Consider the following 13,204-nt stretch of genomic DNA (forward strand, 5'->3'; position numbering starts at 1 on the left):
CCTCGTACAATCTCAGCCGGCTTCTCTCGCTATCTTCTCCAATAGGTACAAACATGCTTATCTATATTCTCGATATGTTCGGCACTGCCGTTTTCGCTGCATCGGGTGTGTTACTGGCGGGCCGTTTACGAATGGACCCTTTTGGTGTGGTTGTACTGGCCAGTGTAACGGCTATTGGCGGTGGTACGATCCGTGATATGGCTCTGGGGGCAACCCCGGTCTTCTGGATCACTGATACCAACTACCTGTGGGTTATTTTCGTCACTTGCTTTCTGGCGATGCTGGCCGTTCGCCGTCCTAAACGCATGCCGTGGTACTTTCTGCCGGTTGCCGATGCCATCGGCCTGGCGGTGTTTGTTGCCATCGGGGTGGAAAAGACCCTGCGTTTTGGTGCCTCGCCTATGGTCGCGGTGATTATGGGGGTTATTACGGGCTGTGGCGGTGGCGTGATCCGTGACGTTCTGGCCAGAGAGATCCCCATGGTATTGCGTACCGAAGTCTATGCAACAGCCTGTATTCTTGGCGGTATCATTCATACTGTCGGCTTGTATTTCGACGTTGATCCTGCGGTTGCGACTCTGGCAGGGATCATAACCACCCTAACAATTCGCCTTGCGGCAATCCGCTGGCATCTATCGTTACCGACGTTAGCCCTGCGGGGTTAAACTCAATAAACATCCAAAAAAGGCGCTTTAAGCGCCTTTTTTCTGCCAACAAGTCATACCCGGAAGTATTACTTCAATGTAACACGTGCAAACTTACGCTTACCCACCTGATAGATCGCAGCTCCCGCGGCAGGTATCAGCTTAGTATCTTCGATTTTATCACCGTCGATTTTAGCCGCACCTTGGCGGATCATACGCATAGCATCAGAGGTTGAGTTAACCAAACCCGCATCTTTCAGCAAGTTACCAATCGCGATACCGGCTTCAAATTCAAATTCTGGCATCTCATCTGGCATTGCGCCTTTCTGGAAGCGATTGATGAATTCCTGCTCAGCCGCATCAGCATCCGCTTCAGAATGGAAGCGGGCAATGATTTCTTTGGCAAGGCGGATTTTGATATCGCGCGGGTTCTGACCGTTTGCCATATCAACTTTGAACTGCTCGATTTCTTCGATCGGACGGAAAGAAAGCAGCTCATAGTAGTTCCACATCAGATCATCAGAGATCGACATGATCTTGCCGAACATCTCGCTTGGCACATCCGCAATACCAATATAGTTATTGGCTGATTTGGACATCTTCTTCTCGCCATCCAGGCCAACAAGAAGAGGCAGGGTCAGGACAACCTGAGGCTTCTGACCATGTGCTCTCTGCAATTCACGGCCCATCAGCAGGTTGAATTTCTGATCGGTACCGCCAAGCTCAACGTCGGTTTCCATGGCGACCGAATCGTACCCCTGCAGCAGCGGATACATGAACTCGTGGATCGCAATCGGACGACCTTCGTTATAACGCTTTTTAAAATCGTCACGCTCAAGCATACGAGCAACCGTCTGGTTGGCTGCAAGGCGGATTAAACCCTCAGCACCCAGATCAGATAACCATGAAGAGTTAAACTCGATTTTGGTTTTAGCCGGATCAAGAATTTTGAAAACCTGTTCTTTATAGGTTTCAGCATTCGCCAGCACATCTTCGCGCGTTAACGGCGGACGTGTCGTATTCTTACCCGTAGGATCGCCAACCATACCGGTAAAGTCACCGATAAGGAAAGTGACATCATGGCCGAGTTCCTGGAAAGTACGCAGCTTGTTAAGAATGACGGTGTGACCTAAGTGAATATCAGGAGCGGTTGGATCGGCCCCTAATTTAATCCGTAAAGGACGGTTTTCTTTTAATTTGGCAATCAGCTCTTCTTCTGGAATCAGCTCATCAACACCACGCTTAATTTCAGCTAAAGCTTGTTCAATGCTGGCCATTCTTGTTCGCTCCCACAGAATTGGCAAAAAAGTAATAATCAACCATCTTACTTGAATAGAGATGTTTTTTGAAACCAGTTAGACTAAGGGTTGTCTTATTTTTTCCTTTTGCGCTTAAATTACTTTGCCAATGTCAGTATCGAAACTTGCCCGACTGCCCAGGATGCATCAAATCCTCATCACTTTCCTCAGTGCCTTTGTGGTACTGCTGCTCCTTATTCCGGGTCCTGAAAAAGTCGCCCAGACGGAACGTAAGTTCGAAATTGGTAAAGCCTACTCGCTTGATCTCAGCCTTGAATCCCATCAGCTTAAACCCGCAATAGAAGACGAAGAGCCGCACTATCCGAGTTTAAGATGGGAAAACCATCAAGTGCAGTCCGGCGAAAGTCTGGCAGTGGTATTTGATAAAGTCGGATTAAGCCCGGGAACCCTGTACCGTTTAATCAATGCCGATGACGGCACCAAAAGCCTGACGTCATTACGTCCGGGGGATACCCTGAAATTTGGTTTTGATGATAATAATGACCTGATTCAGCTGATCCAACCGAAAAATGCCACTCAGACCCTCGTTATCACTAGGGCTGGGGACACCTTCCATTCGAAGGAAGAAAACAAAATTATCGACACCCAATTCAACTTTGCCCAGGCGACAATCACGTCGAGCTTCTGGCATGCTGCAGACAAAGCCGGTTTAACCGCCAACCAAATCATGGAGATTGCAGGTATCTTTGGCTGGGATATCGACTTTGCCCTCGATATCCGAGAAGGTGACAGTTTCTCGGTGCTATTTGAAGAGCACTTTGTCGAGGGCGACCCTATTGGCCGTGGCAATATTCTGGCAGCCACTTTTACAAACCTGGGGCAAACCTTTACTGCAGTCCGTAGCGAAGAAGGCAAGTATTACGACCAAAATGGCAATGCCATGCGTAAGGCCTTCCTTCGTTCACCGATTAATTTCCGTTATGTGAGCTCAAACTTCAATCCACGCCGCCTGCACCCTGTAACAGGTCGGGTAAAAGCCCACCGAGGCACCGATTATGCAGCTCCTGTGGGTACCCCGATCTGGGCTGCAGGTGATGGCGTGGTATTGAAATCGGGGTATAACCAGTTCAATGGTAACTATGTCTTTATTCGCCATAGCTCTACTTACATCACTAAATACCTGCACATGACGAAGCGAAAAGTGAAAACCGGAGAGCGGGTTAAACAAGGACAGGTGGTGGGGACATTAGGTGGAACCGGCCGCGTTACCGGCCCTCACCTGCACTATGAGTTTTTGGTCAACGGCGTTCACAAGAATCCCCGTACAGTGAAATTACCACAAGCAGAGTCACTGAGAGGCAAAAAGAAGAGCGCTTTCCAGCAGCATGCCAGTAAGCGGTTAAGCCAGCTGACGCAATTTAGCCACCTGCTGGCTGAAAACAGCCCGTTAATTGCCTACCGGGGCTAGCGTGCCCGGGTTAGCAAAGCCGGACAATAAAAAAGCCGCCACATAGTGACGGCTTTTCTTTTACCGATGCGATACTTAATCGCAGCTATTCCGGTAACTTTTTATACGCTGAATGATGCTCCGCAACCACACGTCGTTGTTGCATTAGGATTATTCACGAAGAAACGAGAACCTTCCAACCCTTCGGTATAATCAACAATCCCACCCATCAGGTACTGTAGGCTCATGGGATCAACCACCAGAGTCACCCCGCTGTTCTCGATCGTCATATCGCCGTCATTCACTTTTTCATCAAAAGTAAAGCCATACTGGAAACCACTGCAACCACCACCGGTGATATAAACGCGAAGTTTCAGGTCCGGGTTTTCTTCCTCGGCAATTAGCGCTTTCACTTTATTCGCAGCAACATCAGAAAACGTCAGTGGCAAATTGGCATCGCTCATTAAAACCTCTCAAACACATGCGGTAATTAATGTGATTATCTAATACCTGACTATCTCGTTCAAGTATTCACCACATCAGATCGGTTATCTTGCCGTAATTTTTCTTTCTTTATAGTGCGAATCAGCAATTGTGAATAAATTGGCTGACCGCCAAGCACCTGTGCCAGCATAGTGGCACCCAGGGTCGTGATAATCAATGGTAAGATCAGATCATAATTATTGGTCATCTCAATAACCAGCAAAATACCGGTGATCGGCGCCCGTACTGTTGCAGCAAATAATGCTCCCATTCCGGCAATCGCAAACATCCCCGGCTCCAGTCCTAAGTCAGGAAACATCAGCTGAGCGACCGAACCGAAAAAAGTGCCAAACAAGGTGCCCAACGCCAGCATCGGAGCAAAAATACCGCCGGGCGCTCCCGAACCAAAGCACAATAAGGTCGTTGCTACCCGGGCTAAGAATAGGATCAACAACAGATTGATACTGTAGTCACCATTGGTCGCATTCGGAATAATGGCAATCCCGCCCCCCGTCAATTCTGGCAGATACAGCAATATCAGACCAAAGCAACCGCCCAGCAAGGTTCCGGTGATCAGATAGCGCTTGCGATCATTGCGGTGAATGCGAACAAACAGATCTTGTGACAATGTGATCAGGCGATTGAAAATCACCCCGAACACCCCAAAAAACATCCCCAGCAATAAAAATAACCACAGCGCTTTCAGCATGGGGGCGTCATATTGCGGCATCGTGATCACCGCATGCTGACCCTTGATACTGCGGAAAACAATATTCGCAACAATGGCTGAAATAATGACACATTTAATGGAGATCAAGCTGTAACGAAACTGTGGACGCATTTCCTCTACCACAAACATAATGCCAGCCAGCGGGGCATTAAAAGCTGCGGCTAAACCACCTGCAGCACCAGAGGCCAGCAAAGCATGACGGCCTTCCTTATCTTTCAAACGGAAGATATCAGACACCATACGGCCAAGGTTTCCGCCCATCTGGACCGTCGGGCCTTCACGCCCCAATACCATGCCGGAGCCCAACGCCCCGAGACCACCGATAAATTTTACCGGTATGACCCGCCACCAGCGAACCGGACGCATATCATCCATCGCCCCTTCGATTTCAGGGATCCCCGATCCTGCGGCTTCCGGAGCAAAACGGTGAACCAAAAAATAGCCTACCAGTGCCAGCGCGGCACTGATCATAAACGCCACAAGCCACAAGGGAAAAACACTGCTGATCACATCACGCAGCCACGTAGTACGCTGCTCCGAAACCCAATGCACCCCGATCTCGAACAAAGTCGCAAGCAATCCGGCCAGCAGGCCTACCAACGCGGAAAGAAAAAGAACAGAAACAGGAGTTTTATCGCGAGAAAGAAATCGCCGAACCAGTCCACTAGGTTGCAGGCGCTCAGGCGCAGGAATGCCGCGGGTGTTATCAGTCATTAGTCAGCCGTATCTTAGAATAGATTGCTCCGGCAGGAGCAGACAGGAAGGACGAAAATCGTCTGCAGTAAGATTAGCCGACTGCGGCATTTTTTTACACCGCCAATCTTGAAAACTAGCTTTCCATCTGTGACCGAGATAACGAAAATCAAACTCGCCAAGATCCCGATATATTAGGTACAATCGCCGGATAAACTAGAAAATAGGACATCACAATGAGCAAATCAGCTGATTTATTTGCTAAAGCACAAAAAACGATCCCAGGTGGTGTTAACTCACCAGTTCGCGCCTTTGCCGGTGTTGGCGGCAGTCCGCTGTTCATCGAGCGAGCTGACGGCGCATATATTTTTGATGCTGATGGTAAAGCGTATATCGACTACGTAGGCTCTTGGGGTCCGATGATTCTGGGTCATAACCATGTCGCTGTCCGTGATGCTGTCATTCACGCCGCACAGCAAGGCTTAAGTTTTGGTGCGCCGACCGAAATGGAAATCACCATGGCTGAGCTGGTTTCCAAGCTTGTGCCTTCCATGGAGCAAGTCCGTATGGTGAGCTCAGGGACGGAAGCGACCATGAGTGCTATCCGCCTGGCTCGCGGCTATACCCACCGTGACAAGATCATCAAATTTGAAGGCTGCTACCACGGCCACGCCGACTGCCTGCTGGTGAAAGCCGGTTCTGGCGCCCTCACGCTGGGCCAGCCAAGCTCTCCGGGCGTACCGGCTGACTTTGCTAAACATACACTGACCTGCACCTTTAACGATCTTGACTCTGTACGTGAAGCGTTTGCCGAACACCCTGAGCAAATCGCGTGTATTATCGTGGAACCTGTCGCTGGCAACATGAACTGCATTCCACCCGTTCCGGGCTTCCTTGAAGGCCTGCGTGAAATTTGCGATCAGTTTGGCGCCCTCTTGATCCTTGATGAGGTGATGACAGGCTTCCGTGTATCTGAAGGCGGTGCTCAGGGCTATTACAACATTAAGCCGGATCTGACGACACTCGGTAAAATCATCGGTGGCGGCATGCCGGTCGGTGCATTTGGTGGCCGTAAAGACGTCATGCAGTATATTGCCCCAACCGGACCGGTTTATCAGGCCGGTACCTTATCGGGCAATCCGGTTGCCATGGCCGCAGGCCATGCCTGCCTGACGGTGTTAACCCAAGAAGGCAACGAAAAACGTCTGGCGAATACCACTAAACGTCTGGCCGAAGGCTTTAAAGCGCTGGCTGACAAGTATGGTATTCCGCTGGCCATCAATCAGGTTGGCGGCATGTTCGGCTTCTTCTTTACCGAGCAAGAGCAAGTCACCAGCTATGCTGATGTGACCCGATGCGACATAGAACGCTTCAAGCGTTTCTTTAACCTGATGCTGAGCAATGGTGTCTACCTCGCACCATCAGCCTATGAAGCCTGCTTTACCTCGCTGGCCCATGGCGAAAAAGAAATTGAAGCGACACTCGGGGCCGCAGAGGTGGCTTTTGCTACTCTGGCAAAAGAAGCACAAGCTTAAGTCGTTCCTTTGACAGCTACCCGCAATAACTAACAACGCCACTCACAGAGTGGCGTTGTTATATCGTCATCTCTAAGACGGCCCCGTATCAGCTTTCTGCACCCGCTATTTACTGCCAGAAGTAGATAACAAGCAGACACACCCCGAACACCACCAGACCCGCTAATGGTAACTTGCGTTTTTTCTTGGTGTCGCCACCGCAATTACAGCACCCCATTACACCCTACCGTTTAAGTTTTTGATTAAAAATGCTATTAACAGCGTATTCACATTGCTACCGATGAGGAATAGGGCGATTATAACGATCTCTGTGGTGTTACTTATCGAAGGACAACAAAGTGCCAAAACCGTTTAAAATAGAATCTAGCCACTGGCTGCTGATGGCTGCTCTGGCGCTTGCCGCCTATGCCAGCTACCGACTGGTAGAGCCCTATCTAGGCCCGATTGTGATGGCGTTTATTATCTCTTTGCTCTATTACCCGCTGCATACCAGAATAGAAGGCAGGATGGCCAAGAAGCCAAACAGTGCCGCAATGCTTTCCTGCACCCTGCTGACCTTTATCATTGTGATCCCGGTACTGATCGTATTCTCCTCCATTGTACATCAGGGCACCACCTTCTCAAAAGAAAGCTATACCTGGTTATCCGAAGGGGGCGCCAAAGAACTGCTCGCCCACCCCTATGCCCAAAAAGCACTTTTATTAATCAACAAATGGTCACCGTTTGAAGGCATTGATGCCCAGGCGATCCTTCAGAAAATTGCCTTATCGGCATCTAAATTCGGTTCACAACTGCTCAATGTCAGCGCAAAGATCCTGGGGGATGCCACCAACTTTGTGATCAGTTTTATGCTGATGCTTTTTGTGCTGTTTTTCTTATTACGTGATCACGACAAGATGGTTAAGGCCTTACGCCACATTCTGCCGCTGTCCCGCAGCCAGGAAAACGCTCTGTTGACCGAAGTTGAACAAGTGGCAAAATCAGCCGTGCTAGGATCTTTCCTAACTGCACTAGCCCAAGGCTTTGCCGGTGGTTTTGCCATGTGGCTGGCAGGTTTCCCGGGGTTATTCTGGGGGTCGATGATGGCCTTCGCCTCCTTCATTCCGGTATTTGGCACCGCGTTGATCTGGCTTCCCGCCGCTATTTACCTGCTGCTGATCAATCAATGGGAATGGGCACTGTTCCTCTGTGGCTGGGGGATCATCGTCGTGGGCTCCATCGACAATATTTTACGGCCGTTATTAATGCAGGGGAACTCAGGAATGAATACCTTGCTGATCTTTTTCTCGATCTTAGGCGGCCTGCACTTATTCGGCTTGATTGGTTTAATTTACGGCCCGATTATTTTCTCCGTCACCATTGTGCTATTCAAACTTTATGAGCTTGAATTTAAAGAGTTTCTTGACGCGCAAGATCAGAGTTGATTGCCGCAGGTTAAGGGGGCCCCTTGTGTAACGCGGGTATCACTCCAATTCGCCCGGCTTGGCCAGCCGAATTCACTTATCGCGCCGCACTCTTCGTGTGGCGCCTATCCGCTTTCCATACCCCGTGTTTTATGGAACAATTCGCGCCCTTAACCTAGTTATGTTTTATCGAGGCCATCTATGTCTTACACCGCCGCGAGCCAGGTCGTTGCCCGCCAGTTAGCGTTTTTTGAAGATCGAAAGGTACTTGTCGTCGGCGAGTTAAGCGATGCATTTCCGCTTGAAATGACCAATGTCGCCAAGTCTGTTGCGATCTTTACCACTAACTATGGCTACTACCGATCAATGAGCCATCACGCTCAGCTCGAATGTCACTTCGGCGCTCAGCTGGAGGCTTCGTTAGACATCGATATGGTCTTAATTTACTGGCCGAAAGCAAAAGCTGAAGCTGACTATCTTCTGTCGATGGTACTGGCTAAGTTCGGCCCGAACACTGAAGTCTGCATCGTCGGCGAGAACCGCTGCGGGGTTCGAAGCGCAGAAAAGATGTTTCAGTCATATGGCCCGTTAACCAAGTATGATACTGCTCGTCGTTGTAGCTTTTACTGGGGACGCTGTGATAACGAGGTACAGCCATTTGACATCAGCCAATGGTTCCGCAGCTATCCCATTAACGTTGCAGGTGTCGAATTAACCGTTCGTTCGCTTCCCGGTGTATTCAGCCACGGTGAGTTAGATAAAGGCTCAGAACTGTTATTAAATACGTTACCACCACTACGCGGAAGAGTGCTTGATTTCGGCTGCGGGGCCGGGGTGATCGGCGCAGTGATGAAAGCGAAAAATCCGCGTATCGAGTTAGAGCTGTGTGACATCAGTGCGCTGGCTCTCGCCTCCGCCAGAGAGACGTTTGAGGTCAACAACCTTACGGCAACCTTTACCGCAACAGACGTTTATTCCGCACTCGAAGGACGGTATAACTATTTAATCAGCAACCCCCCGTTTCACGCGGGTTTAAAAACCTTCTACCGTGCCACCGAAGATTTTATCGCTCAAGCGCCAGACCACCTGCTTGAGCGGGGTAAACTTATTGTTGTTGCCAACAGCTTTCTGCGCTATCCGCCACTGATTGAACAGAGCCTGGGACAATGCGAGATCAGCGCCAAAACCAATAAATTCAATATCTATTCCGCCACAAAATAACTACCACGACGGCAGGCTGCCTCCCCCCAGCCTGCCCATTATCGGTCTTTTTTTCCCCATTTCTCCGTCAACAGTGTCAATTCTGTGTATCAGTACACGCTTCCCTTCCAACTTACTTGATTGCAAAAATAAACTCCGTATAAGAGTCATACGCGGCAGATAAAATTAACAATACGCACAAAACGTCAAAATCCATCCATCACCATGGCCTAGGCATGGTTGACATTAGATGGCTGACTTCACTCGAATTCAATTACGTAAAATTCAGGCATAGGAATGCAGAATACCAAACGATTCAAGCGCCTCCAGCATACTTTAATGCTGGCTTTTTTAGTGCTCAGCATAACTCCGCTGACGCTATCCGCTTTCTTTTTCCTCAATTCTCACTCTAACGATCTGGCCGAGCAGAGCACCAATCATCTTGCGTCGCTGCTCGATAACAAGCAAAAACAACTCAACAGTTTTTTTGCGGCAAAGGAATCAGAAGTGCAGAGTTTTGCCCGCTCTGAACTGTCAAATGCCAGTGGCGGCCGTTTTTATGGTCTGGTGGGAGCCTTTCATCAGTTAGGTGATATCGCAGCACTCACAAAAAGCACCAGCAACAGTCGCTATTTTACCGAAACCCTCACGGAAAAATCGACCGACAGCCTCACCAATTATGTTGGTCACGAACGTTACCGGCTAATGTATAAACGTTACAATCGGGTTTATCAGGAATACCTGAAGCGCTCCGACTTCAGTGATATTATGCTGGTTGATATCAACGGAAATATTGTGTACTCCGTTTATAACCACGATAAGTTCGGCCTTAATCTGCTCTCGGATCCCCCCGCTTTCGATGCCTTAACCCAGACCTTTGCCGCCATTGCTGAAAAGACCAAAAAACATCAGGCTGAGCCGGATCAGGTGCCCGTCGTATTTACCGATTTCAGCCAGCATCCTAATGGCACAGAAACCACCGCGTGGTTTGCCGCTCCAATCATTCAGCAAGGTTATTTACACAGTTACGTATTTTTTGAACTAAGTAATCAGGCGATCAGCGAACTGATTAATGATCGCGACAGTAACAATAACTTCGCCCAGACCCTATTAGTCGGCTCGGATCATCAACTGCGGATCCCGCCCGGTCAAAACCTACCGGGAAAGCTAAGCAGCCAAAGTATAGAAGCCGCGCTGGCAGGCAAGTCCGGAGTGGGTCGTTTTACCAATTTCAATCACGTCCCTGTCCTCAGTGCTTTTTCACCGGTAAATGTTCTGGGTTACCCCTGGGCCTTAGTGATTGAACTCCCGGAAGAAGAAGCTTTTGCGCGAATTCGCCAGCTGGAAAAAATCTTTATCGCAGCCATGCTGACCGCCATCGTATTGGTGATTATCATTTCGCACTGGCTGTCGAATTCTATCACCGCCCCCTTATTACGCCTGACCTGGGCTACGGAGCGGGTATCGGCCGGTGACTTAGAGCAAAAGATTGAAAGCACCGAACGCCGTGATGAAATCGGCCGACTGGCGGTGAGTTTTGCCCGAATGCAACGATCTGTCAGGGAGAAGATCGCCCTGATCCGTGAGCAAAATAACGAACTGGAACAGAACCTGACCGTTATTCAGCAACAAAATGAAGACCTCCAGATCGCCGATAAGCTGAAGGATGAATTTCTGGCCACCACATCACATGAATTACGCACCCCGCTTCATGGCATGGTCGGCATTGCCGAGTCGCTGTTGGCTGGGGTTAACGGCCCGGTACAAATAGCACAACGCCGTCAGTTGGAAATGCTGATCAATAGCGGACAACGCCTGACTGATCTGGTTGATGATCTGCTTGATTACCACAAAATGCGCTACGGCGATCTGGATATCGAGAAGCATCCCGTCGATCTGGCATCCGCTATCCGGTTAGTCCTGGAGTTATCAACCCATCTGCTGGACAGTAAGCCAATCCGTATTATCAATCAGATCCCCGATGATCTTCCTCCCGTTATGGCCAATGAACAGCGCTTGGAACAGGTGCTGTACAACTTGGTCGGCAATGCCATCAAATACACATCGGAAGGAAAGATCGTCCTTTCGGCAACCGTGCTGGAAAATCAAATTCGTATTCAAGTTGTCGACACCGGTCAGGGGATCCCGGCTGAGCAGCTGGAACATATTTTCGAACCGCTCATTCAGGCGAATACCTGCTCCTCAAACTATCGTCAGGGGGCCGGGCTCGGACTGTCAATCAGCCGTCAGCTCATTGAGCTGATGGGCGGCAGACTCTATGTCAGCAGCCAGCCAATGGTTGGAGCGACATTTAGCTTTACGCTAAATCTGGCCTCAAAAGATGAGATTGCCAGTAACAAGCCGACTCTGCGCAATAGCCACTTTCAGGTCTCTTCGATCAATACCACCAGCTGTGAAACGGAGAGTCTGCCGGAAAATCCTGATGGCGAGCTGCTGCTTATCGTCGATGACGAACCCGTGAACCTGCAAGTGCTCAATAACTTCTTACGCCTCGAAGGCTATCGGGTCCTCACGGCAGAAAACGGGCCTCAGGCACTTAAATTGCTGGAACAACACCAACCCGCACTGATGCTGCTTGATGTCATGATGCCGGAAATGAGTGGCTATGAGGTTTGTCTGACCTTACGCAAACAGCATTCACGACTGGCGCTGCCTGTGATCATGCTGTCGGCATTGGGTCAGGTACAAGATCGGATCAAAGGATTTGAATGCGGCGCAAATGATTACCTGATGAAACCATTCAACAAAGAAGAGTTGATCGCCCGTATCGGCGCCCATATTCAGGCTGGCCAGACAGAGATGCAGCGCCAGGAGAATCAGGCCCTGCAACAGGAAATCCAACGCCGGGAACTCATCGAGGAGGGCTTATTAGAAACCCAGAGCCGACTGCTCGGGCTGATGGAGTCGACCAATGAAGCAATCCTGTGCGTCCAGAATGAAGGCCGGATCCGCTACGCCAATAATGCAGCGGGAAAGCTGTTTAAACGCGCGCCCGAGCAGCTGGAACGACACAATATCGATGATCTTCTGCTTACCCATTTACCTGATGATATCAGTAACAGTCACCACTTTAATGGCAGCCTGACCTATCGGATAGGTGATGAACTGAAGCCACTAGAGACAAATGTGATCAATTTGCCGGAGGAATCGGGGCTTAAACGGATGTTCGTCTTTGATATTGAAGGGCCTTCCGTACAGCATCGAATCAACATGTTAGAAAGTGCGGTTGAGGTACTGTCAGGTTTTGCATTCGATGGTGATAAAGATAACCTCCAGCAACTACGAGAGCTCGGAGGAGAATTCACTCGACTTGCCGATAGGCTGGGTGACAATGGAAAAAATAAGAGCGACATGGTTCGGCAACTGCTGGTCGATGTCATGAAAGCAACACTACAATATTGGGAATCATCGGCCCAGAAGACTAAATTTGAACTGGCCGAGGAAAGTGGTTTATGGCGGGTCTATTTAGATCGCAGTACCCTGCAAACACGTACACTCGATAAGTATCTTCATCTCGAAACGCTTCCGAAAACGCCTCGCTGGCGCACTGTTATCAATACTATCGACTTTGTGTTGGCGCGTTGTAATGAACCATCACCTGAACGTCATGATGTCAAAGCAATGCGGGACAAGCTGCAGCATATCATCAGTTAAACTTCCCAATCGACTTAAAAATAAGACCGATATAACAAAGCCCGCTGATGCGGGCTTTTCTTTATTTGTTGTTTCCGTCCCCTGGTTCTTGCGGCTAAACCCGGAGTAAAAACCGTAAATTCAATCATGAAAAAA

At 49.5% G+C, this 13,204-nt stretch carries 9 protein-coding genes; 6 read left to right on the forward strand and 3 right to left on the reverse strand.

Annotation, left to right across the window (positions count from 1 at the left end):
- Positions 1 to 53: 53 nt before the first annotated feature.
- Positions 54 to 665, forward strand: a complete 612-nt coding sequence (locus AC2204_RS13665; protein WP_318926229.1) for a trimeric intracellular cation channel family protein — start codon at positions 54 to 56, stop codon at positions 663 to 665.
- Positions 666 to 733: 68 nt separating this feature from the next.
- Here the strand turns inward: AC2204_RS13665 and tyrS are convergent, their stop codons facing one another.
- The gene (tyrS, locus tag AC2204_RS13670) at positions 734 to 1,921 is read right to left on the reverse strand and encodes a tyrosine--tRNA ligase (RefSeq protein WP_318926231.1); all 1,188 of its coding nucleotides are present in this window, start codon (positions 1,919 to 1,921) and stop codon (positions 734 to 736) included.
- A 130-nt stretch (positions 1,922 to 2,051) separates the two neighbouring features.
- On the opposite strand from tyrS, the gene shyC reads away from it, so the two are divergent.
- Positions 2,052 to 3,371, forward strand: coding sequence for a peptidoglycan DD-endopeptidase ShyC (shyC, locus tag AC2204_RS13675; RefSeq protein WP_318926232.1), 1,320 nt, complete (start codon positions 2,052 to 2,054; stop codon positions 3,369 to 3,371).
- Between the two features lie 101 nt (positions 3,372 to 3,472).
- Here shyC and erpA read toward each other — a convergent pair whose 3' ends face one another.
- Together erpA and clcA are read right to left on the reverse strand one after the other, a co-directional pair.
- Complete coding sequence (gene erpA, locus AC2204_RS13680; RefSeq protein ID WP_318926234.1) at positions 3,473 to 3,814, reverse strand: iron-sulfur cluster insertion protein ErpA; 342 nt, start codon at positions 3,812 to 3,814, stop codon at positions 3,473 to 3,475.
- Between the two features lie 59 nt (positions 3,815 to 3,873).
- Positions 3,874 to 5,277 (reverse strand): H(+)/Cl(-) exchange transporter ClcA, encoded by a 1,404-nt coding sequence (gene clcA / locus AC2204_RS13685; RefSeq protein WP_318926236.1) that lies wholly within the window; start codon positions 5,275 to 5,277, stop codon positions 3,874 to 3,876.
- Positions 5,278 to 5,492: 215 nt separating this feature from the next.
- Here clcA and hemL point away from each other — a divergent pair, with 215 nt between their 5' ends.
- The 4 genes from hemL (at position 5,493) to AC2204_RS13705 (ending at position 13,069) form a co-directional block, all read left to right on the forward strand.
- Entirely contained in the window at positions 5,493 to 6,791 is a 1,299-nt protein-coding gene (gene hemL / locus AC2204_RS13690) for a glutamate-1-semialdehyde 2,1-aminomutase (protein ID WP_318926238.1), read from the forward strand.
- A gap of 338 nt (positions 6,792 to 7,129) precedes the next feature.
- Positions 7,130 to 8,215 (forward strand): AI-2E family transporter, encoded by a 1,086-nt coding sequence (locus tag AC2204_RS13695; RefSeq protein WP_318926240.1) that lies wholly within the window; start codon positions 7,130 to 7,132, stop codon positions 8,213 to 8,215.
- Between the two features lie 180 nt (positions 8,216 to 8,395).
- Complete coding sequence (gene rsmC, locus AC2204_RS13700) at positions 8,396 to 9,415, forward strand: 16S rRNA (guanine(1207)-N(2))-methyltransferase RsmC (protein ID WP_318926241.1); 1,020 nt, start codon at positions 8,396 to 8,398, stop codon at positions 9,413 to 9,415.
- A gap of 276 nt (positions 9,416 to 9,691) precedes the next feature.
- Positions 9,692 to 13,069 carry a response regulator gene (locus AC2204_RS13705; protein WP_318926242.1) on the forward strand — a complete coding sequence of 1,126 codons (3,378 nt, stop codon included), beginning with the start codon at positions 9,692 to 9,694 and terminating at the stop codon, positions 13,067 to 13,069.
- The last annotated feature ends 135 nt before the right edge of the window (positions 13,070 to 13,204 follow it).

Source organism: Photobacterium sp., from assembly GCF_057456235.1.

Excerpts from the sequence above, each read along its gene's own strand:
- AC2204_RS13665 (WP_318926229.1), top strand. The coding sequence starts at position 54 with ATGCTTATCTATATTCTCGATATGTTCGGCACTGCCGTTTTCGCTGCA.
- tyrS (WP_318926231.1), bottom strand. The coding sequence starts at position 1,921 with ATGGCCAGCATTGAACAAGCTTTAGCTGAAATTAAGCGTGGTGTTGAT.
- shyC (WP_318926232.1), top strand. The coding sequence starts at position 2,052 with ATGTCAGTATCGAAACTTGCCCGACTGCCCAGGATGCATCAAATCCTC.
- erpA (WP_318926234.1), bottom strand. The coding sequence starts at position 3,814 with ATGAGCGATGCCAATTTGCCACTGACGTTTTCTGATGTTGCTGCGAAT.
- clcA (WP_318926236.1), bottom strand. The coding sequence starts at position 5,277 with ATGACTGATAACACCCGCGGCATTCCTGCGCCTGAGCGCCTGCAACCT.
- hemL (WP_318926238.1), top strand. The coding sequence starts at position 5,493 with ATGAGCAAATCAGCTGATTTATTTGCTAAAGCACAAAAAACGATCCCA.
- rsmC (WP_318926241.1), top strand. The coding sequence starts at position 8,396 with ATGTCTTACACCGCCGCGAGCCAGGTCGTTGCCCGCCAGTTAGCGTTT.
- AC2204_RS13705 (WP_318926242.1), top strand. The coding sequence starts at position 9,692 with ATGCAGAATACCAAACGATTCAAGCGCCTCCAGCATACTTTAATGCTG.